Source organism: Ruegeria sp. BG3, assembly GCF_056538485.1.
Genome location: NZ_JBQFTE010000008.1, coordinates 228,880 through 249,997 on the forward strand (window position 1 = coordinate 228,880; position 21,118 = coordinate 249,997).

Consider the following 21,118-nt stretch of genomic DNA (forward strand, 5'->3'; position numbering starts at 1 on the left):
GATTGCGGTGACTAAGAGACGCTTTTGAGTTTATCATCAGGGTCTCTTTGAGTTGGCGAGTTCCATGTTTCAGCAGATACCATGTCCAAAAAAACGAGCTTCTTGAACCGGCCTGATAGATTTTGGCCTTACTTTCGGCGCATGGTTGGTCCTTCGCATTTGCTTCTATTCAGGTAACGTTAGGTTGGGAGTGCGATATGGAATTACCAACACTGACGTACGAAATGATAGCCGTACTGAGTCTATTGTCTTTCACGGTCTTACTTTTTGTTACCGAGATTATACGGATCGATGTCGCAGCAATTCTTGTGATGGTGCTGCTTGGCGCGCTGAGCTACCTACCGGGGCTAGGTAATCTTGCCGATGTCTCCAGGCTCTTTGAAGGTTTTTCCTCGAACGCTGTGATGTCCATCATCGCAGTTATGATAATAGGGGCGGGGCTTGATAAGACCGGACTTATGTCAAAGGTTGCGGCCTTGATCCTCAAGAATGGTGGCACGACAGAAGCCCGTATCATCCCAATCATATCAACAACGGTTGGTGTCATAAGCTCCTTCATGCAGAACGTCGGAGCAGCTGCGCTTTTTTTACCTGTTGTGAGCCGCATCTCAGCACGTACGGAAATCCCGATGAGTAGGTTGCTGATGCCCATGGGGTTTTGCGCGATCCTGGGTGGTACGATTACATTGGTCGGGTCGTCGCCCCTCATCCTGTTGAATGACCTGATTGTTTCGGCAAACTCATCCCTTCCAGCTGACCAGCAAATGGAGACGTTTGGGTTGTTTTCAGTCACGCCCATCGGTGTGATGCTGGTGCTGACAGGGGTGCTTTACTTTGTGCTCTTTGGTCGTTGGGTCCTGCCAGCGCAGCGGGAGCGTGGAGAAGATGCAAGCTCGGCTCGGTCCATGCAGGCCTATGTCGAAAACACATACGGGCTTAGGGCCGATATGTTTGAGATACGTGTCCCTGAAGGTTCGATCATCATCGGGCAAACGCTTTCGGATCTAATGGTCGCCCATAACATGTACATTCTTGGTACATCCTATCGCGGCCACAAGGTCATCGCGCCGATGGCTGATACCAAGATCGAAGCCCCGGCGCGGCTCGCCGTGCTTGGCCTGCGTCGGGTGGTTGAGCATCAGTTTGCTGAGCCTTACGGCTTGGAAATCCTGCCCCAACTAGATGTTTTTGCGGATGATTTCGCCGCGACGCAATCAGGGGTGGCCGAGGTTGTTATTCCTCCAGGTTCTTCAGTGATCGGCCAGACTCCGATCGATTTACGACTTCGTCAAACGCATGGTTTATCTTTGTTGGCCATTCAGCGTGGCGAAGAAACACTCAGCCACGTTGAGACCGAGGATCATTCAGCCACGCATATCGGGCAAGTTCCTTTGCAAGCTGGCGACACATGTGTGGTGCATGTGCAGTGGGACCGTCTGACACGAGTGAAGTCAGACAGGGATTTCGTCGTTGTAACCTCGGACTTTCCTCAGGAAGAGTTGCGGCCACACAAGGTCGGATGGGCGCTCGCCTTCTTCCTGATAGCGTTGAGCTTAATTTTATTTTCTGACCTGCGTTTATCATTGTGCCTGTTAGTTGGCGCTGTTGGCATGGTTTTGAGCCGGGTGTTGTCGATTGATGAGGCGTACGAGTCGATAAGTTGGAGCACAGTTTTTCTACTCGCTTCACTGATCCCATTGGGGCAGGCGGTTCAGAACACCGGCACTGCGGATTGGATTGCAGCGCATGTGTTGGCCCTTTTGAAGGGGTGGCCGATCTGGTCGTTGCAAGCAGGAATCGCCGTTTTGGCAACGGCGTTCACGCTGGTCATGTCGAACGTAGGTGCAACTGTTCTGCTGGTGCCGCTGGCAGTTTCTATTGCCGTATCCGCGGGTGGCAATCCGGCTGTATTTGCTCTCACCGTGGCAATTTCAACGTCCAACTCATTTTTGATCCCAACACACCAGGTGAACGCGTTGATCATGGGCCCAGCAGGCTACCGGGTGGTGGATTTCGTGCGCTCCGGTGGAATCATGACTCTCCTTTTCTTGGTTGTTTCAATGACTGGACTTGCGATTTTCTTTTGAGCCGCCTCTCGGCGATCCGTACAGATGAACTCATAATAAAGGGTTTTTGAGACTAAATTTTTTTGTCGGAACGTTAGATTCAAGACGTCTGCAATATAGAACCTCCGCCGCGAGGGACCGAAGCAATGCGTCGAAGTCAAGCAAACCTGAAGTCGGTATACGCTGGAACTGGACCGTTTTAGTTTTATCCATCACTGTTGTCGGACCAAGACCGTCGGCAATTTTGGAGAGTTCACGATGAAGTTCCTTCGTACACCGGACCACCAGTTTGACGGATTGCCAGATTTCGACTTTGGCCCGAACTATCTTGATGTGGATGATACTGAGGGCGGTCTTCTCCGTCTGCACTATTTGGACGAGGGACCGGCGCAGGCACCGCCAGTGTTGTTGATGCACGGAGAGCCAACCTGGTGCTTCCTGTATCGGCACATGATTCCGTTATTCAAAGATGCGGGCCATCGAGTTCTGGCTCCTGATTTGATTGGGTTTGGCCGGTCGGACAAGCCCACTGAGCGATCCGACTACACCTACCAACGCCATGTAGACTGGATGTCCGAGTGGTTGCGGAAAGTTGACCTGACGGGCATCACATTGGTTTGCCAAGACTGGGGCGGACTCATTGGCTTGCGGCTGGTTGCGAGTATGCCGGAGCGGTTCTCTCGTGTGGTTGTGGCGAACACGGCCCTACCTACCGGTGACGTGCTCTTGGGTGAGGCATTTCTTTCATGGCGGGAATACTCGCAATCCGTGCCGGAATTTAATTCGGGACGCATCGTATTCGGTGGCACAACATCCAAGATTTCAGATGAAGAGGTCGCAGCCTATAACGCACCGTTCCCGGATGCGCGCTATCTGGCAGGCGCTCGAGAGTTTCCAGTGTTGGTGCCCGACACGCCTGACAATCCAGCTTCAGAAGCCAACCGAGCCGCATGGGAAACCCTCAAAACCCTGAACACTCCGTTTCTGACTGTTTTTGGAGAAGATGACAGGGTCATGGCGGGCGTAGACAAACTGTTCCAAAGGTCGATCCCTGGGGCAAATGGTCAAAACCATATCGTTGTGCCAAAAGCTGGGCATTTCATTCAAGAAGATGCTGGCAGAGAGCTGGCACAGGCGACTTTGAAATTCGTTGAGCTAACACAGAGGCTATCAATTTAGAGTCTTCCCTGCGGCCTCAACTCACACCAAATTTGCGACGCAAATGCTCGGCCAGGGCCGTTATGCGACGTGGTTGGGCTCGGCTCGGCGGAAACATCATTTGCAAAGGTTTCGGCGGTGGGAGGAAGTCGCGCAAGACTGAAACAAGTCTGCCAGATCGAACATTGTCGCCGACATCCAGCTCTGACTTCAAGACGACCCCATGGCCTGCGATCGCCCAATCGCGGATCAGTGAACCATCATTGACTATTCGATTTCCATTTACCGATACGCGCTGGGCATTTGGTCCTGATCCAAACTCCCAAACGTTGTCGATCATGTCGCCAAACCTCATGACCAAGCAGTTGTGGTTCAGTAGATCTTCTGGTTTTTCAGGCGTTCCGAATGAGGCCAGGTAACTTGGGGATGCACATACGAAACGTTGGTAGCTTCCTAGATTTCGCAACCTGAGCGAGCTGTCTGTGATGTTGCCGAAGCGAACTGCGAGGTCGAAACCCTGGCCGACGAGGTCAACATAGCCGTCCGAGAGGGATAGTTCGATTGAGACGGCAGGGTTCTCTTCGGTGAATTCGGCGACAACCTCGGAAACAATGCTCCGTCCCAAGTCAATCGGCGCGCTTATGCGAATTGGACCAGACAGAGTTTCGGCGCCGTGCCGAACAAGTGTATCCAGGTCCGCAACCTCACTGAGAACGTTTCTTGCCCCATCGGCTAGTACTCGGCCTTCTTCGGTCAGGCTAATGGAGCGGGTGGTACGGTTGAACAAAACCACACCATAATGTGCCTCCAGAGCCGCGAGCCGCTCGGACACTGTTGTGCTCGACAACCCTGTCTCGCGCGCCGCAGCCACAAGACTGCCTTTCTCGGCTATGGTCAGAAACAAGCGCAGATTGTCTAAAAGCATTAAACGGAATTTCCGGATTATATGTTCGATTATGCCCTGTTTATCCCGAAAGTACTGCGGCGTAAATCTTGTGCATCGCTCAAGAACACAAGGGACCTATTCCAATGGCCAAGCTGACAATCCTCGCCAACATCAAAGCCAACCCCGACAAGATCGACCTCGTAAAGGGTGAGCTGATCAAGCTCATCGACACAACCCGTGCCGAAGAGGGTTGTATTAACTACGACCTGCACCAGGACAACGACAACCCAGCTCATTTCGTGTTCTACGAAAACTGGGAAAGCCGAGAACTTTGGCAAACCCACATGGGTGCTCAGCACCTTGCGGCTTACCTGGAAGCAACAGAGGGCGCCGTCGCAGAATTCACGTTGAATGAAATGACTGTCATCGGTTGATACAGAACCGAACAAAGGAGCATGCTATGAAAGCCGTGGGATACCGCGAGACAGGGTCAATTGATCGGGCGGACGCCTTGATCGACTTCGAGGCCGACAAACCGACGCCGAAGGGGCATGACTTGTTGGTGAAGGTGCAGGCCGTGTCAGTGAACCCGGTTGATACGAAAATTCGGCAAAAACGTGCTCCTGCGGGTCCAGCACCTGATATTCTGGGGTGGGACGCAGTGGGCGTCGTCGAAGCCGTTGGTGAAGCGGTGGAGACTTTCAGTCCGGGCGATACAGTTTGGTATGCCGGGGCGATCAACCGACCGGGAACCAATGCCGAGTTTCATCTGGTGGATGAACGTATTGTCGGAGCCGCGCCAAAGTCCATACCGGCGAAAGCGGCTGCGGCGATGCCGCTCACGACGCTTACTGCTTTTGAGATGCTGTTTGACCGCTTGCGAGTCCTGGATACCGTTTCCGGCGGGACCAATACGTTGCTGGTTATTGGTGGCGCAGGTGGTGTCGGGTCAATCACCATTCAATTGGCGCGGGCTCTCACTGACTTAAAAGTGATAGCCACTGCGTCCCGACCCGAGACACAAGACTGGGTTCGAGAGCTAGGCGCGCACCATGTCATCAATCACGCGGAACCTTTTGGCTCACAACTCAAGGCGCTCGGCATCGAAAGCGTGGATTTCATCTATTCGACAAACCATTCCCAGCTTTATGCGCCCCAAGCTGGAGAGGTGATGACACCCCAAGGGCGCTTTGGGTTGATCGATGATCCTGAGACCTTCGACATCGCGCCGTTCAAACCTAAGTCGATCTCATTGCATTGGGAGTTCATGTACACTCGGTCGCTTTTTGGGACTGGAGATATGAGTCGTCAAAGCGAAATCCTGAATCAGGTCGCCGGGTTGATAGATGATGGAAAGATCAGATCCACAGCGACTGATACACTCGGTAGGATCAATGCTACAAACTTAATGAAAGCCCATGCTATCCTAGAAAGCGGCAAGGCCAAAGGGAAGCTTGTGCTTGAGGGTTTTTAGATGAGAATTGAGCGGCTGGATCATGTGAATATCGTTACGACCAGATTGCCTGAGATGGTTACTTGGTATGAAGAGGTCCTGGGTTTGAAACTCGGGGCCCGCCCTGATTTTCCGTTTGCCGGAGCTTGGTTGTATGCGGGTGATCACGCGGTGGTTCACCTTGTGGGGCACGAAGGAACGCCAAGTGTCGGCTCCGAAGTGAAGCTCAAGCTCGAGCATTTTGCACTCTCAGCCACGGGGTTGAGCGCGTTCGAAGAAAAATTGAATTCGAGTCAGATCAAGTACCGCAAAACTGACGTCCCCGGCGCCCGAATGGTCCAAATCCACGTGGCCGATCCTGATGGAAATCATATTCATATTGATTTCGAAGAAACCGAGTAAGTGAAAACCCTCGGAATAGTCGGGCCGCAAAATCAAGCTCGTAACTCTTTGCCGATCAATGATCGAGATCCTTGCCGGGTTGCTTCCAAGAATTACGTGGGTCAACATTTTTGGGCGGTAATAACGTCGATTTGGAGATCAGCATGCGGGACCTCGAAACAAACAAGAAAAACGTCATCGCCTTTTATGAAATGATGTTCAACGCGTGTCGACCTGCCGAGGCCATAGCGACCTTTGTTGGGGAAACCTATACGCAGCACAACCCGCATGTTGGCGACGGCAAGCAAGCCTTTGTCGAGTACTTCGAGCGCATGGCCGCCGAATACCCGGGAAAGCGTGTGGACATCAAACGTGCGTTTGCTGAAGGCGATCACGTTGTTCTGCATTGCCATCAAATCTGGCCCGATGGTCTCGAGTACGCCGGGATCGATATTTTTCGCCTGGATGCTGATGGCAAGGTTGTCGAACACTGGGACGTTCTTCAGGAAGTTCCAGCAAACAGCGAGAATGACAATGGCATGTTTTGACTTCGCCGTTCTAGCTGCGGAGCATGGAACTTCGAAAGCTGCTGTCTGCTAAACCACGATAGTCAAAGGGTATAAGTCTGATCCAGGAAACCCGCCGAGGCGTATCTATCAAGAACCGTTTAGTTAGGAGATAAATATGTTCTCGAAGAGTATTCTTACGGCGGCCCTTGGGTTATCTGCAGCTACTTCGCTTCAAGCTGGTGTACAAATTCGCTTTGTAGAAGGCGCACCCAAGGACCGTTTTGTTTTGACAAATGTCGGAGCTTGCGAAGTAGAAGCCTCGACCCTCAAAATTGACTTGTCGCAATCTGCCGGACGTCTGATTTTCGACGTTACCGAAAAAGGCGCGGGTGTAGAGGTCTTCCAACCTCTCGAATTCGTTGAGGGCGCGGATGCTCTGCGGCAAATTCCAGCGGTCGTGGATGGGCAAGATACAATTGAACTTGAGATCGCCTCCCTCGCAGCCGGGGACAAACTCGCTTTTACCATCGATGTCGATGATACCATCGGGCAACGCGAAATCACCGTAACGGGGTCGGAGATCGAAGGCGCCACAGTGTCGTATACTGATGAGGATGAGACCAGTACGGCGACCTTCTCTTCCGAAGCACTTGTCAACGTGACGACCAAGGACTGCTGAAAGCTATTCCAAAATGTCGAATTGGTTGATCCGCATTGCATTCCTTGCGCTCATGTTGGGCGGCGGCATCCTTATCGGGACACTGACTGCACCCGGCGATTGGTATGCGCAGCTTTCTAAACCGGCTTTCAATCCACCAAATTGGATTTTTGGGCCGGTTTGGACGGTGCTTTATGTCTTGATCGCCATTGTGGGTTGGCGTCAGTTCGAAACAGACCGAAACTCGACCGCGATGAAGCTGTGGTGGGCGCAGATGGGTCTGAACTTTTTGTGGTCCCCAGCCTTTTTCGTACTGCAACTGCCGTGGATTGCCCTTGTGGCCATTGTCGCGTTGTTGGCTGTCATCTTCATGTTCATCGTTCAGGTCAGGAATTCGGATCGGGTTTCTGCGCTGGCCTTCCTGCCGTACTTTGCATGGGTCGCATTTGCCACGGCGCTGAACCTTTCCATTGCGATACTGAACTGAGAAGGAACAATATGCGTGCCAACTTCATTGGGCTTGTTTTAGGTCTTGTTATCATCGGATGCACAATGGCTCAGGCTGATGGAAAACTGACTGAAGACTTCTCCAAGTCTCCGGAGACGCGTTGGGACTACGTAGCCGACACCGTCATGGGAGGTGTTTCCTCAGGACAGGTGCAATTTCGTTCGGAAGGTGATGTAGCATTCGCGCGGCTGACCGGAACCGTCAGTACGGACAATAACGGCGGCTTCATCCAGTTCCGGCGCAAGTTGTCTGATCGGCCAGATGAGGGTGTATCAGGCGTCAGGTTATTGGTACGGGGGAACGGTGAGCAATATTTCGTTCATCTCAGAACCCGCGGCAAGGTGCTTCCGTGGCAATACTATCAGGCCGCGTTCGCAACTTCTGAAGACTGGACCGAAGTCTATTTGCCTCTGTCAGGTTTCAAGGCTTCTGGCGCCATATTACGCGCTATTCCCGTTGCTGATGAAATCACTTCAATTGGAGTTGTAGCCTTCGGGCGCGATCACGAGGCCCGCGTGGATGTCAGTGAGATTGGTTTCTACTGAAGGCCTCTCAAGAAAGGGCTGTGATGTTCAGATAGGTCTGCTTGACACCGGTTGAGATCGAGTTGTGCCGATGCCTGAACGCGGATGCGCTGTTTCTTCATTTTAGATGCTGAACCCGTCGTTTCTGAGCAAACATTTACAGCGTGCTGCGTTCCGAAGAGACAACTCCACAGGCAGTCTTCAGTTAATAAATCTTAATCAAAGCAAAATACATTCAGCAAAAGACAACTCCCACATGAAGCTCATCTAAAGGAGTGAGTATCATGAAGAGGATTGCAGCTTTGGGCCTTGTTGCCCTGACCCTATCATTTGTTGGGACTGGTGCGTTTGCGGACTGCTATTTCGGGAACGATGCGGTAACCGGGATGGAGACGATCATCTGCGAGACAGACGGTGGCTTTTCCAGTTGGGGCACATTGATAGCTGAAGCTTGAGCGTTTTGCGGTTCAACACCAAAGGTTCTGTGAATTTTGTTAAAGCAGATCGAATTCTGCAAATGTTAGCACCACAGCCAAACAGCACTCGATGCCGAGAGTGGTGACGCGACAGACTCGTCTATAATTATTGCGTGGTAGAGGACCTCCGGCCCCGCTGCGATGCAAGAAACTGCTTCAGTTCTTCGCCTTGGTTTGCGTCGATGGATATTCAAACTCACGCAACCTCGCGCCGATTCTTGGCGTTCTGCATCTCTTTGACCAGGCAATGTGGTGGACACTGTTGGAAGCAGATCAATCGTTCTTTGCATTGACCCGTCACGACACCGCCCCACCTTTCTAACTCAGTTAGGAGCATCCTGAGTGTTTGTGAGGACCACTGCCTTGTTTATTTTTGCTGTGTCGACCCCGGCCACGGCATTGCAGCTTCGCGAAACAGGGCGCTATGAGCTCAATCAACCCGCAAGTCTTGACTACGATCCGACGTTTTGCGGGTTGTGGATTGCGAATGAGGGGCCCGAGGCCATTCTCGTTACATTGCAAGGGGATGAGTTGCGCCGCATATCCAGCGATCTCTTCCGTATCAAAGCAATTGCTATCGAAGGGGATCACTTGTTGCTGGGCGATGGCCTCGGCAGTCTTCAACGTGTCACCAAAGATGGAGAGCCACTCGGAGCGCCTTTCAAACTGGACGGCGGATTCGCAGACACCGAGGGGATCGCGATCAACGCGAAGGGGCAGATCGTGACCGTAGAAGATGACCCGGAACGGTTGTCCTGGTTCACTTCAGAGGGCGCTTTGACAGCGAGGTTGGATACCATGAAGCTCTCTCCTCCCTTGAGCGAGGCGCAGGGCATCGCGATTGACCCACGCACCGGGCACATGTTGATTGTTGATGACTGGGAAGGGTCAAACAGCTTGTATGAGTTCACGGCAGATGGCCAACTGCTCGCCCAGCAAAGCTTGCTGGAGTTCGGAACTGACCCTGAAGGCATCGCCATTAGGCCGGGATCTAACCAACTGTTTGTAGCATTCGACGGCGGCGCGAAGATTGTGACATTTGACTACACGCCCACCTTACCTGAAGGATCACCGCCGCTTCCCCCGGGCGGAGACTGCATGATGTTCTAAGAATTTGGCTTCGCATTCTGGCAAAAACCGGTTTTTTTTACCTAGTCCCGTTCGCTGTCCAAAGCTTCGCGTATGAGCGTCAGATTCGGCAGCGAATTGTGAAACGGATCTGACCCGAGTTCAGACAAAACTGGAGCCAGGGATTCCGACATCCGCTTCGTACAAGCTTTCAGAAACTCCGCACCTTGCGGCGTGGACCGGGCTATTTTCGAACGCTTGTCATTGGGGTTGGTTTCAAGGTTAATCAGAGCATGGTTTTCAAGGCTCGCGAGCATGTGCGTCATCGACGTCTTGGGCACTTGAAACGCGTTCGACAGCTGTAGTGGCGTTTCCCCCTCGGGGCGCCGGACCAGGTGACCCAATATGCCAAATTGGGTTGCGGTCATTCTGCCAGGTAAGAACGCTTCAAGCTTGGTCGAGATCAGCTGGTTGATGATCCCGACCTCGGTAAAGAACCGGTAAACTTCGTTGGTCTCTTCTTCAGGCTTCATTCAGAATTCGCGTCTCCAGCGGCCAGCGGGGCGTGGCAATTGGCTCGGGTCCATACCCCAAACGCAACAACATTTGCACCGTGTGGCCCGGTGGCGCAAGAAGCTCATGCGCCAGAGCGTATTCATCGGCCATCTCGGGATATTCCTGAAGGGCCTGACTGACCGGATGCACGCCCAGACCCATTTCGGTTGTCTTCAGGTAGAGACGCATCAATTGACGGCCGGCATCGAGTTGATCACTACGCGTATTTGTAGCTGTCGTGAGGACAGCGTATTGCGGCGTCGCGTCTAGCATAGCGAAGTAGCCTCGCATGTGAGACTGAGTGCCTGGGTGGTCAACATTCATAAGGGTCTCATTGTCCAAAAGGCCGGTAAGTCGCAGCGTTTCCAGCATGGGATCACGCAGTTCAATCCCGTCCGGATTGGCGTTGATTTCTGCTTTCCCGATCCGCATGAGGTCGACGGATTCTTTTAGGGTCTGGGGTGTTCGCATTTCGATTTCGAAAGCGCGTTTTGTGAGGTCTCGAACACTCGCCACCAAATCTTCATTGGTAATCAAAGTTGCATAGTTGCCAAGCGTAGACACTTGATCGGCAGAGAGGCGCTGTTCAGTGTACGGTTCTTTGTTGGAATGTCGGTTGAGGATTTGATCTGAGAGTGGATCGGGCGCTCCGCCAGGAACAAACACTGCTTCTGCGATTGGTCCGTTATCACCATCGGGTAGTAACGTGACCTCGGTATCAAATCCCTGTGCTCCTGCCGCCAGAACCATCGTCTCAACAAATGCGCCGAGGCCAATAAAGAGCTGGCGGTGGTAAGGATCGGTTTCCGGAAGTTCGCGATCAGGATCACGGTGGATCCGCACCATGTCTTGCCCAACCAACTCCACCAGCCAAGGTTGCAAGTTGTGCGGATTGGGGGCGAGAATTGCGTAGGACAAGGCGACTTTGCGTGGGTCGTCATACGGTTTTGGCGTCCACGGAGCCAACGCGGCATGCGGCGTGCGTGTAGCGAGGAACCCAACCGCGCCCGTTGCCGCCAGAATTGTGCCTCCGCCTAGAATCTTAAGAAAACGTCTTCGATTTGGCATTTTGACTCTCCAATAGTACGATATCGAACTAAATAATACGAAATCGTACTAATTCAACCCCAATCGATGCAGTGATTGTTTGAGTGATCTGAAAAAAGAATATTGGAGCCGCCGGAGGCAACCGCCGATTCCCGCGGTGGACAAGTACTCGGAGCGCCTTTGGTGGCGAAAAGAAGCAGTTACTTTAGTTGACCAACGACCGGATGCGAGAAGATCAGAGGCTGTTGAGTCGGTGCTTCTCTAGTATCCCGCAAAGCATAGCCTGTGCTTGCAGCCTGTGTTCTCGATGACGTTCACGGGCAACATCCGGTCGACCTTCACTAATCGCTTGGAAAACGACCCGGTGATCTTCGTTGGATTTGACGGGCAGGGGCCTGATGAACAATGTAGTTGCGCGCGCGCGGCGCACCTGGTCGCTCATCATGGCGACAATCGCTTCGACTCGTTTGTTGCCGCCCAACCGAACGAGCTCCTGATGAAACAACTCGTCAGCCTCGGCCCAGGCTTCAAGGTCTTCGGCTTCGATGGCTTGGTCCATCTTGGCAATGGATCCAGCAAGGACCGCCAGTTCATCTTCTGAATAACCCGCTTCGGCAGCGCGCTGTGCTGCGAGACTCTCGAGTTCCGTCAGGATGTCGTAGATTTCACGCATATCATCTGATGAAACAGGCAGTATCCGCACGCCCTTACGGGGCCGCATTTCAAGCAAGCCCTTACTCTCCAACATCAGCGCAGCTTCCCGTATCGGGGTGCGGGACATGCCAAGGGTCTCGGCGAGTTCCGATTCCAGATGGTCAGTTCCGGCTGCTAGTTCGCCAGACAGGATCATCTGTCGCAAATCCCTAACAGCGCGTTGGGTATTGGAAAGAGTTTTTGCGTCCTGACCCTTCACGGCGTCTCCAGGTTGATCTTTCGTCCCTCCGCAGCCGAGAGATAGATGTTCTCTTCGATGCGGATCACGTCCAAATAGTCTCGGGCCGTGTTTTCCAGCGGCGTGCCCTTTACAAGGCCTGAAACGACGTGACTTTGCAAGGCGTGTACGCAGTCTCCTCCAAACCCATCATGATCGCTCGGAGGTAAAATCTGCTGTCGCTTCTGTTTTCCAAAAGCACGGAGGTCAACTGAACCGTCGCCGCTAAGAACCAGTGATCCTTCGGTTCCTTCGATGAGAGCCTCACCCATGGTTTGACGCAGGTTTTCGGCACTGTGGTCAAGGCACCTGTTGCCATCGAACAGGGCTTTCAAGCCGTTGGGGTGATCAAATAGGATGAAACCTGCATCCTCGCCCGCGATAAAGGGGTTAACTTGGCGCAAGTCCGCATAAACTGCGCTGGGCGCATCGAACAAAAACCGGAATGTGTCTACCCAGTGAACCGCTGTTTCATGCACCAGAAAACGTGGCATGTCCTGAAAGTACGGCTGCCGATCTAGGTAGGCGTGCGGTCCCTGTCCGTCGCCGGGCCGAAGCCGGAAAGTCGCTTGTAGAGGTGTGCCAATTCGACCCTCGGTCATCGCCACCTTGATCGCACGATACCAGGGCTGAAAGCGAAAATTCTCATGCACGACAATGGTTGCGCCTACCGCTTCAGCCTCGGAGACGATCTTCTCCGCTTCATCCAGAGACATGCAGAATGGCTTTTGACAGATCAGCCATTTGATGCCAGTGCGCAGTACCGTTCGGATGGCGTCAGCCTGCGCCACAGGTGGAAGGATGATGTCCACGAGATCTGGTTTTTCCGCCTCCAGCATTTTTGACAGATCATCGTAAGCAGCCAGTCCTGTTTCCTTCGCCTTCTTGATATCACGGTTGCAGGATGCAATCGGAACCGCTCCAGGCATTCGGGACCAGCTTTCGTAGTGGAACCTGCTGAAATACCCCGCACCCACACACGCGACTCTGATGCCTTCTTGGGTATTCATGCCTGCAATGCTTCCAACACCGATGCGGCTGCATCCTGCGTTCCGGCGGTGCCACCTAGATCAAATGTCAGGTTCTGTCCCTTTGCAGTCACCTTTTCCACGGCTTCACGCAATCGTTCGCCGTCTTTGGACAGGGCTGGGCTGCCATGGGTCAACCCCAACCATTCCAGCATCATTGCTGCGGACAGGATCATTGCAAAAGGGTTGGCAATTCCCTGTCCCGCAATGTCCGGTGCGGAACCATGGCAGGGTTGGAATACAGCGTGTTTCAACCCGATATCCGCTGACGGAGCCAGTCCAAGACCCCCCATGAGACCCGCACCAAGGTCAGAGAGGATGTCTCCGAACATGTTCTCGGTGACCAAAACATCAAATTCCCAAGGTTTTTGAACCATCCACAGAGCGGTGGCATCAACATAAGCATGGTCTGCCTGCAATTCGGGATGGTGGGCGGCTTCTGCATCAAACATTGATCTGAAGAACGCAAAGGCGCGAAATACATTGGCCTTGTCGACACATGTAACTCGCCCCCGGCCGCCCCCGGTTCTTTTGCGGTTCTGGGCGAGCTCAAACGCGAAACTGAACAGTTTTTCGGACACCTCACGCGTGATCAGGAGAGTTTCTCGTGCTTCGTCTTCGGAAACTTCGCCAGCGCCTTGGGTGAAGAACAGCCCTTCTGTGCTTTCGCGTATCAACACAAAGTCGATCTCTTTTCCGGGAGGCAGCGCCAATGGGGTCATTTGTCCGCTGCTTACCTTTACAGGTCGCACACCAGCGAAAAGTCCCAATTGCTTTCGAAGATCAATCTGCGGCGAAATCTCAGTTCCGTCCGGGTATCGAACATCCGGCAAGCCCATTGCAGATAGCAGAATCGCGTCAGCATTACGGGCAGTTTTGAGTGATCCTGCCGGAAATGATTCTCCAGTTTTGGCGTAGTGGCCTGCGCCTGCCGGAGCGTCTGTAAACACCAGTTCATAGGTGGGATTGCTGAGCGAGAGCTGGCGCAGGATTTCAAGCGTGGGGCCCATAATTTCTGGGCCAATCCCGTCCCCGTGGAACACTGCAATATCGTAAGTCTTTTTCATTTTGCCCCGCTTCCTTCCTGTTTCGCATTCATAGCGCGATCGCAGCTTTCACTACAGTCCGTTGACAACGCATTCTTTAATGTATACGCAATTAAATGCAATAATAAACGCGAAGTTGTTTGGGAGGACTTGGAAATGAAACTAATGCTAGGGCGGTTGGCGGCCGCAGCTGTGATGGCGACCAGTATTGCAGGCGCAGTTGCTGCGCAGGATTACCCCTATCGTGATATCACCACTGCTGTGGTCTGGGGGGCCGGTGGCGGTACGGACACGATCAACCGTATGATCATGGCCGAGATGGAAAAACACCTTCCGGTCTCGATCAATGTGATCAATCAAACAGGTGGTGTCGCAGGCTCCAACGGCATGGTCTACGTCATGAACCAACCAGACGATGGCTATACACTGGTCGGTCTGTCTGAATCGAATGTCACCGCTGCTGTGCAGGGTGGTTGGGATAAGAAATTTGACTTTTGGTATCCGTTTATTGTTGGCGGATCACCTGATCTGATCTCGGTTCCGGCGGACAGCCCTTACAATACTTTGGAAGAACTGGTCGACGCCGCGAAAGCTGCTCCGGGCACTATTCCAGCCGCGGCTTCGGGCGCAGGTTCGATCCACCACTTGAACCTTCTGGCCATCGAAAAAGGGTCCGGTGCAGAATTCAAGTTTGTTCCATACAAAGGCTCCGCGCCCGGGCAGGAGGCAGCGATAGCGGGTGAAGTTGCGTTGGTTGTGACGTCAATGGCTGAGCAGGCTCCGTTGATCGAAGGCGGTCAACTTAAACCGCTTGCTATGTTGACGCCCGAGGACGCGCAGATCGCAGGGGCAACCGTGCCGTCTGCCTTCGGCATCTATGACGGTCTTGATCAGTATCTGCCGCTTAAACAGGCCATCGGGTTTGCTGTTCACAACTCGGCCGGGGAAGACGTTAAGGCTGCGTTGGGCGATGCGTTCGAGCAGGCTATTGCGTCTGACACTGTCGCTGAATGGGCTGCGGCAAACAATTACGACGTCGGTGGTCAGCACGGTGAAGAGGCTCAAGAGCTGTTTGCGAACCTCGAAGCTACCTTTGCCTACACCTTGCAAGATTTAGGCGCCGCGACCGTCGATCCGGCCTCGCTGGGTATTGAGAAGCCCTAATCCGATCACTTTTGAAAGGGCGCGCTGGATCGCGCCCTTTCCCTCAGGAGGCAGGCAATGGACAAACCTGACGAAACACTGGTCATGCGGACTCGTGACTTTTGGGCAGCAATTGTTCTTATAACGGCATCCGTCTTCTTTCTTTGGAAGACGTTGGACATCCCCCTTTGGGGTGAAAACCGCGCAGGTGTAAGTGGTTCGGATTGGTACAACTCGGCTGCAATTGTACCGCTGTTCATCTTCGGAGGGTTGCTTGCGTTGTCCTTCGTTTTGCTGGCTATTTCGATCCGCTCTGGTGGGGCCGAAAACGCGCTCAGCGCTTTGGGGATCGGGTGGGACAAGTCGGAAGCCTATCGTGCTTCAACAATAGGTCTGATCCTTCTTGCATATGTCGTCGGGCTGGTTCCCAGAGTGGACTTCATTCTGTGTTCTGGGTTGCTGATTACAGCTTTGACTTACGGCTACTACGGCGGTCATGCTCGGCGTGCTTTGGTTGCCTGTGTCGTGGTTGCTTCTGCCGGGCTTTTTGCGTTTGCCATTTTTCCCGCGCAGGCGGATTGGAATGCACACGGCGATGATTGGTTTACACTGGCCTTATGGGTCTCGCTCACACTTGTGGTGCTATCCAAAGCGGCTTCCGAGCCTGTTTTGCGGGTCGTGCCAATCGTCGCGATATTGGCCCCGCTGATCCTTGTTTGCGCGATGGCCTTTGTCTTCCACCAGAACGTTCCTGCGCGCGGCGGGCTTATCTTCAAGCAAATCGAATACCACTACTACGTGACGCTTCGTCCGCTATGGAAAGACTGACCGGATGGACTTTATCCTTTCGCAACTGGCCGGATTTGGGGCCGCTTTCGTGGGCCTGGCAGTGGACCCGCTGACCTATCTGTATTTGATCGCATCCGTTTTCCTTGGCATCACGTTCGGTGCATTGCCCGGCCTAACGGCAACCCTGGCGGTGACGATCCTGACAGGTTTCTTCGGCAACAAAATCCCGCTCGACTATTCGCTCATCGCTTTGCTCGGGGCCTATGTTGGTGCGATTTACGGCGGCTCTTATCCGTCTATTCTGCTGAACATACCTGGCACAGCAGCCAGCGCGGCCACGGCCATGGATGGCTACCCTCTGGCCAAAGCAGGTCGAGGGGGCGAAGCACTCGGGCTGACCACAACGGCCAGTTTCATAGGCACAGTTATCGGGACCATCACTCTTCTGATTTTTGTCTGGGCGCTTCTTTTGGTTTCAAAGAACATCGCAAGCCCGGAGAAAGCACTTCTGGCCCTTTTCGGCATTCTGCTTTCTGGCACTTTGATGAGCGAAGACCTGGTGATTAAGGGATGGATCGCCGGTCTGATCGGGCTTGCGATGTCCATGGTGGGCCTCGACCCTCTGTTGTCTGAGCCGCGCTATACCTTCGGCTGGTCTTACCTTATGAGCGGATTTCAGGTCGTGCCAGTTTTGATGGGGGCTTTTGCCATTCCCCAAATCATAGACGGTTTGAGGCACGTTGAGGCCGGCAAAGTTCTGGCCCTGAAAGGCCGCATTCTTCCGAACCTTCGTTCTATTCGGCGCTACCTGCCCACCATTTGCCGGTCAGGCGTGATCGGGACAGGGGTCGGAGCACTTCCCGGAGTTGGCGAAGATGTCGCCGGTTGGGTCAGCTACGGTGTTGGCAAGACCGTATCTACTGAGGGCAACAAGTTCGGCAAAGGGTCATTGGAAGGTCTGCTGTGTTCTGAGACCGCAAATAACGCCTGTATTGGCGGCGCGCTGATCCCGCTTTTGGTGTTGGGTATACCCGGTTCACCACCTGCGGCCGCTTTGATGGGCGCTTTCAAGATTAACAATGTGATCCCGGGGCCGACGATTGATCCCGAGATCATTCTCCGCGTGGTTGCAATCCTGGTGCTGGCATCGCTGACAATGTTCCTGATGGGGCTTTTCACCGCTCGGGTATTTATCAAGATACTCGCCATCCCGCAGACCATCTTCTTGCCCGTCGTGATGGTTCTGACAACAATCGGGTCATTCAGCGTTGGTGGCGGCATTAATGATCTCTACCTGATGCTTGGTGTCGGTGCCGTTGCCTATTTCATGAACCTGATGAAGTACCCAATCGCGCCGCTGGTGATCGGGGTTATTCTGGGCAGTCTGTTCGATGAAACCTTCCGCCGGTCGCTGTTCTTGTCGGATGGGGATCTTTCGGTCTTCTTTTCACGACCCGGTGCGGCCATTCTACTGGTGCTCAACATTGGGCTGATCCTCAGCCAACTGCCCGTCGCAAAGCGCGCTTTCTCACGTCTGAAAGGACTTTCTGTCTAATGTTTGTGGTTACTGTCACTTTCACTCTCAAACCTGGTACGAGAGACACTTTTTTGCCTCTGATGGTAGAAAACGCTTCAACTTCTTTGCGTGAAGAACCCGGATGCCATCAGTTTGACGTTTGCCTCGGCGACGATCCTGAGACAATTTTTCTCTATGAGGTTTATGATGACAGCGTGGCGTTCTCTGCCCACCTAGAAAGCGTGCATTTTCAGTCCTTCGATACGGCAGTGGCTGATATGATCGCCACCAAGGTGGTTCACCAGTATTCCGAGGTCATCCGATGAACGATTGGGAAATCCACGCGGTGAAGTACGCGGATCGAAATGCACGGACACGCGCTGATAGTTTCATCATTGATGATAATCACGACGCGCCTCATGCGATGGATTATTTTGTTTGGGTGCTCAAACGCGGCGACAAAGTTATTCTGGTCGATACTGGCTACGACTCCGAAGAGGCCGCCGCTCGTGGTCGTCCCATCGCGATGGACCCTCGCGAGGCGTTGCGGCCCCTAGGCATTGCGCCGGATGCGGTGACGGAAGTCATCGTGACCCATCTTCACTATGACCACGCAGGGGGGCTGCATATGTTCCCTCACGCAAAGTTGCACATGCAGTCGGCGGAAATGGCCTTCGCCACGGGTCCTTGCATGTGCCATGACCACCTGCGTGCGCCTTTCACGGCTGGCCATGTTTGCGAGGTCGTAAAGAGTCTCTATTCCGGCAAGGTCGTGTTCTACGATGGAGAAGCCGAGATTGCAGATGGGGTCACGGTGCACTGCATCGGCGGGCACTCGCGCGGGTTGCAATGCGTTCGCGTTAGAACGGCAGCCGGGTGGATGGTACTCGCCTCTGATGCTTCGCACTACTACGAGAATTTCATGGCGCGCAAAGCCTTTCCCATCGTCGTCGACCTGCAAGACATGATGGATGGTTTCGAGACGCTCGAGAGGTTGGCCTCGCACCCTCGACTTATCGTGCCCGGCCATGATCCACTTGTGCGTGAGATCTTCCCCGTCGGAGCAGCACCGCATATTCATAGGCTGGATCCCGGGCCAACCAGGGACATCGAACTATGAAGATCGGTGTCATTGCAGACGATTTTACCGGTGCGAGCGATATTGCGAACACGTTGGCGAAGGGCGTTGAACCGGAAGGTGGATTAAGAACCGCGCAGTTCCCGGGTATTCCGAATACCCCAGCCGACGAAGAGATCGAAGCGGGTGTGATCTCACTCAAGAGTCGCACCGCACCGACGGAGGAAGCGATAGCGGACAGCTTGCGTGCTCTGCGGTGGCTTAAGGATCAAGGATGCAAGCAGTTCATCTTCAAGTATTGCTCCACCTTTGACTCCACGATGGAGGGAAATATCGGTCCCGTTGCGGAAGCACTGGCCAAGGAACTGAGTGCGCAAAAGGTGGTTTTCTGTCCGGCCTTTCCGACCACGGGTCGCACCGTCTATCACGGCCATCTTTTTGTGCTCGGCAAGCCGTTGAACGAGTCCGGGATGGAAAACCACCCACTTACTCCGATGACGGATGCAAACCTCAAGCGATGGTTGCAGCATCAGACCGAAGAAGCGGTTGGGCTAGTGTCAATTGGCACCGTGAAGCAAGGACCGGAGGCGATTGCTGATGCGTTACAGAACGCAGACGAACGCTTTGTGATCGGCGATGCGATATCGGACGAGGATTTGCTGGCTTGGGGTGAGGCTCTAAAGGATGCCAAGCTCGTTACTGGCGGTTCGGGGATAGCATTGGGTCTACCCAGAAACTTCGTCAGAAGAGCTTCATCCATAAGAAGTGGCAGTGTGTTCACAGGTATCGCTGGGCCCGCCGCCATCCTTGCAGGATCATGTTCAGGTGCGACACGCGGGCAGATCGATGTTCATGCTAAATCCCACCCGACGTTAGCCATCGATGTTCCGGGTGTCATGTCCGGGGATGTGACCACGCAAACGCTTCTGGATTTCTTTGAAACGCATCCGGGTCAGGCGCCGCTCGCGTATTCATCAGGAAGCCCGGATGATGTGCGCGCGATCCAAAACAAATTCGGTCAGGAAGCTGTAGCGGACAGGCTGGACAATCTCTTTGCAGATACCGCGCGAGAGCTTGTTCAGAAGAGCTACATGCGATTGGTGGTGGCAGGAGGGGAGACCTCGGGAGCTGTTGCCAAGGCCATCTCTGAGGTACTGGGGTCTCCAGCCATGTCAATTGGGCCAGAGATCGACCCGGGCGTGCCAGTCTTGAGCGTTGGAAAAACTGAACCCATTGCGCTGGCTCTAAAGTCTGGAAACTTCGGCGCTCCGGATTTTTTCGCGAAGGCCCTCAGAATGATGGAGGTCGGTAATTGAGTTTTGAAGAACTGGCGCTGCGACAGCAGATGTCGGAACTGTGCGCCTCGCTTTTTGCGCGTGGCTTTTCCGTCGGCACAGCGGGCAATGTCTCCGCACGTCTTGATGACGGAATCCTCATGACGCCAACCAATTCCACCTTGGGCGATATCGACCCAGAGCGTATCGCCAAGATTGATTTGGATGGCATCCACGTCTCCGGCGACAAGCCGACAAAGGAAGTCTTTCTGCACCAAGCCTTCTACGAGACGCGGCCAGAAGCGGGCGCCGTGGTGCATCTGCATTCAACTTGGGCCACTGCACTGTCGTGTTTGGAAGACACCGATCCCAATGACTGTATTCCACCGCTAACACCATACGTGGTGATGCGCGTTGGCACGGTCAAACTGGTTCCATACGTTAAGCCGGGTGACCCGAAATCCGGTGATATGATCCGCGAACTGGGCGGCAATTATAGTGCTGTTCTGCTGGCCAATCACGGACCTGTCGTATCAGGAAAGGATCTGTTCTCAGCGGTCTGTGCAGCAGAAGAGCTGGAAGAAACGGCCAAGCTGTTAGTTGCTTTGCGCGGCATGCCAACCCGGATGTTGGATGCAGCACAAGTCGCGGAACTCAAAGAGACTTTCGGAAGGATGTAATCGGATACCACTAAGGGGAGCATGCATACTGTTGGGCAAGTCGCGCAAAGTTGTGCGCAAAGACCTCGCCATGTTATCGGCAGACTCGTTTGAATCCAACGAATGAAATCAATGGCAGGAACGCAGCGCTACGAGCGTGCCTACATGATGTTTATCGACGTGACAAAGTTACGGACTATCCTTTCGTATTGGCGTGTCGAGATGTGCAGACATTTATGAAATCGACCTAGCCAAGTGTACTCAGAACCGACCATCAGTTTGTCTTCCATCCATTTCTCAATAGAGGCTTTTGCGCATTCGGTACTTTCAAAAGGCGCAAGTTTCTGTGTCTTGATCTGAAGCAC

At 53.6% G+C, this 21,118-nt stretch carries 24 protein-coding genes; 18 read left to right on the forward strand and 6 right to left on the reverse strand.

All coding sequences use genetic code 11. The annotated features are described in order from the left end of the window. The first annotated feature begins 197 nt into the window (after nucleotides 1-197). Together ACR0AI_RS14375 and ACR0AI_RS14380 are read left to right on the forward strand one after the other, a co-directional pair. Nucleotides 198-2,087, forward strand: coding sequence for an SLC13 family permease (locus ACR0AI_RS14375; protein WP_480675003.1), 1,890 nt, complete (start codon nucleotides 198-200; stop codon nucleotides 2,085-2,087). Nucleotides 2,088-2,324: 237 nt separating this feature from the next. Next, nucleotides 2,325-3,245, forward strand: coding sequence for a haloalkane dehalogenase (locus ACR0AI_RS14380; RefSeq protein ID WP_480675005.1), 921 nt, complete (start codon nucleotides 2,325-2,327; stop codon nucleotides 3,243-3,245). Between the two features lie 16 nt (nucleotides 3,246-3,261). On the opposite strand, the gene ACR0AI_RS14385 is transcribed toward ACR0AI_RS14380, so the two are convergent. Further along, nucleotides 3,262-4,149 (reverse strand): LysR family transcriptional regulator, encoded by an 888-nt coding sequence (locus ACR0AI_RS14385; RefSeq protein WP_480675007.1) that lies wholly within the window; start codon nucleotides 4,147-4,149, stop codon nucleotides 3,262-3,264. 104 nt (nucleotides 4,150-4,253) lie between these two features. On the opposite strand from ACR0AI_RS14385, the gene ACR0AI_RS14390 reads away from it, so the two are divergent. From ACR0AI_RS14390 to ACR0AI_RS14430, 9 genes are all read left to right on the forward strand, one after another. Beyond that, complete coding sequence (locus tag ACR0AI_RS14390; protein WP_170722418.1) at nucleotides 4,254-4,544, forward strand: putative quinol monooxygenase; 291 nt, start codon at nucleotides 4,254-4,256, stop codon at nucleotides 4,542-4,544. A 26-nt stretch (nucleotides 4,545-4,570) separates the two neighbouring features. Then, nucleotides 4,571-5,584, forward strand: a complete 1,014-nt coding sequence (locus ACR0AI_RS14395) for a zinc-binding alcohol dehydrogenase family protein (RefSeq protein ID WP_480675010.1) — start codon at nucleotides 4,571-4,573, stop codon at nucleotides 5,582-5,584. Then, nucleotides 5,585-5,965: a VOC family protein gene (locus tag ACR0AI_RS14400; RefSeq protein WP_480675012.1), complete on the forward strand. Its 381-nt coding sequence runs from the start codon at nucleotides 5,585-5,587 to the stop codon at nucleotides 5,963-5,965. It abuts the gene before it with no gap. Nucleotides 5,966-6,108: 143 nt separating this feature from the next. Continuing rightward, entirely contained in the window at nucleotides 6,109-6,492 is a 384-nt protein-coding gene (locus ACR0AI_RS14405; protein ID WP_480675077.1) for a nuclear transport factor 2 family protein, read from the forward strand. 136 nt (nucleotides 6,493-6,628) lie between these two features. After that, complete coding sequence (locus ACR0AI_RS14410) at nucleotides 6,629-7,132, forward strand: aggregation factor core (RefSeq protein ID WP_480675014.1); 504 nt, start codon at nucleotides 6,629-6,631, stop codon at nucleotides 7,130-7,132. A gap of 13 nt (nucleotides 7,133-7,145) precedes the next feature. Next, the gene (locus tag ACR0AI_RS14415) at nucleotides 7,146-7,598 is read left to right on the forward strand and encodes a TspO/MBR family protein (protein WP_480675016.1); all 453 of its coding nucleotides are present in this window, start codon (nucleotides 7,146-7,148) and stop codon (nucleotides 7,596-7,598) included. Between the two features lie 11 nt (nucleotides 7,599-7,609). Next, nucleotides 7,610-8,164 carry a CIA30 family protein gene (locus ACR0AI_RS14420; RefSeq protein WP_480675018.1) on the forward strand — a complete coding sequence of 185 codons (555 nt, stop codon included), beginning with the start codon at nucleotides 7,610-7,612 and terminating at the stop codon, nucleotides 8,162-8,164. A 263-nt stretch (nucleotides 8,165-8,427) separates the two neighbouring features. Further along, nucleotides 8,428-8,598: a hypothetical protein gene (locus ACR0AI_RS14425; RefSeq protein ID WP_170380082.1), complete on the forward strand. Its 171-nt coding sequence runs from the start codon at nucleotides 8,428-8,430 to the stop codon at nucleotides 8,596-8,598. 384 nt (nucleotides 8,599-8,982) lie between these two features. After that, entirely contained in the window at nucleotides 8,983-9,729 is a 747-nt protein-coding gene (locus ACR0AI_RS14430) for a hypothetical protein (RefSeq protein ID WP_480675020.1), read from the forward strand. 41 nt (nucleotides 9,730-9,770) lie between these two features. On the opposite strand, the gene ACR0AI_RS14435 is transcribed toward ACR0AI_RS14430, so the two are convergent. The 5 genes from ACR0AI_RS14435 to ACR0AI_RS14455 form a co-directional block, all read right to left on the reverse strand. Then, nucleotides 9,771-10,220, reverse strand: a complete 450-nt coding sequence (locus tag ACR0AI_RS14435; RefSeq protein ID WP_480675022.1) for a MarR family winged helix-turn-helix transcriptional regulator — start codon at nucleotides 10,218-10,220, stop codon at nucleotides 9,771-9,773. Beyond that, nucleotides 10,210-11,160, reverse strand: a complete 951-nt coding sequence (locus tag ACR0AI_RS14440; RefSeq protein WP_480675024.1) for an Acg family FMN-binding oxidoreductase — start codon at nucleotides 11,158-11,160, stop codon at nucleotides 10,210-10,212. The genes ACR0AI_RS14435 and ACR0AI_RS14440 overlap by 11 nt, the downstream gene beginning before the upstream one ends. Before the next feature lie 364 nt (nucleotides 11,161-11,524). Next, nucleotides 11,525-12,202 (reverse strand): GntR family transcriptional regulator, encoded by a 678-nt coding sequence (locus ACR0AI_RS14445; RefSeq protein ID WP_170643587.1) that lies wholly within the window; start codon nucleotides 12,200-12,202, stop codon nucleotides 11,525-11,527. After that, nucleotides 12,199-13,230, reverse strand: coding sequence for a Gfo/Idh/MocA family protein (locus tag ACR0AI_RS14450; protein ID WP_480675025.1), 1,032 nt, complete (start codon nucleotides 13,228-13,230; stop codon nucleotides 12,199-12,201). The genes ACR0AI_RS14445 and ACR0AI_RS14450 overlap by 4 nt, the downstream gene beginning before the upstream one ends. Then, on the reverse strand, nucleotides 13,227-14,315 hold the full coding sequence (locus ACR0AI_RS14455; protein WP_480675027.1) for an isocitrate/isopropylmalate dehydrogenase family protein: 1,089 nt from the start codon (nucleotides 14,313-14,315) through the stop codon (nucleotides 13,227-13,229). The genes ACR0AI_RS14450 and ACR0AI_RS14455 overlap by 4 nt, the downstream gene beginning before the upstream one ends. Nucleotides 14,316-14,450: 135 nt before the next feature. Here ACR0AI_RS14455 and ACR0AI_RS14460 point away from each other — a divergent pair, with 135 nt between their 5' ends. Genes ACR0AI_RS14460 through otnC form a run of 7 tightly spaced genes read left to right on the forward strand, consistent with a single transcriptional unit; the run spans nucleotide 14,451 to nucleotide 20,774 of the window. After that, complete coding sequence (locus tag ACR0AI_RS14460) at nucleotides 14,451-15,458, forward strand: Bug family tripartite tricarboxylate transporter substrate binding protein (protein ID WP_480675029.1); 1,008 nt, start codon at nucleotides 14,451-14,453, stop codon at nucleotides 15,456-15,458. Nucleotides 15,459-15,515: 57 nt separating this feature from the next. Beyond that, entirely contained in the window at nucleotides 15,516-16,265 is a 750-nt protein-coding gene (locus tag ACR0AI_RS14465; RefSeq protein ID WP_480675031.1) for a hypothetical protein, read from the forward strand. Nucleotides 16,266-16,269: 4 nt separating this feature from the next. Next, on the forward strand, nucleotides 16,270-17,781 hold the full coding sequence (locus tag ACR0AI_RS14470; RefSeq protein ID WP_480675033.1) for a tripartite tricarboxylate transporter permease: 1,512 nt from the start codon (nucleotides 16,270-16,272) through the stop codon (nucleotides 17,779-17,781). Then, entirely contained in the window at nucleotides 17,781-18,068 is a 288-nt protein-coding gene (locus tag ACR0AI_RS14475) for a putative quinol monooxygenase (RefSeq protein WP_170643593.1), read from the forward strand. Before ACR0AI_RS14470 ends, ACR0AI_RS14475 begins: the two co-directional genes overlap by 1 nt. Beyond that, nucleotides 18,065-18,862, forward strand: coding sequence for an N-acyl homoserine lactonase family protein (locus tag ACR0AI_RS14480; RefSeq protein ID WP_480675035.1), 798 nt, complete (start codon nucleotides 18,065-18,067; stop codon nucleotides 18,860-18,862). Before ACR0AI_RS14475 ends, ACR0AI_RS14480 begins: the two co-directional genes overlap by 4 nt. Continuing rightward, a complete protein-coding gene (otnK, locus tag ACR0AI_RS14485) occupies nucleotides 18,859-20,136 on the forward strand; it encodes a 3-oxo-tetronate kinase (RefSeq protein ID WP_480675037.1) in 1,278 nt (425 codons plus the stop codon). The genes ACR0AI_RS14480 and otnK overlap by 4 nt, the downstream gene beginning before the upstream one ends. Continuing rightward, complete coding sequence (gene otnC, locus ACR0AI_RS14490) at nucleotides 20,133-20,774, forward strand: 3-oxo-tetronate 4-phosphate decarboxylase (protein WP_480675039.1); 642 nt, start codon at nucleotides 20,133-20,135, stop codon at nucleotides 20,772-20,774. Before otnK ends, otnC begins: the two co-directional genes overlap by 4 nt. Nucleotides 20,775-21,118 lie beyond the last annotated feature (344 nt).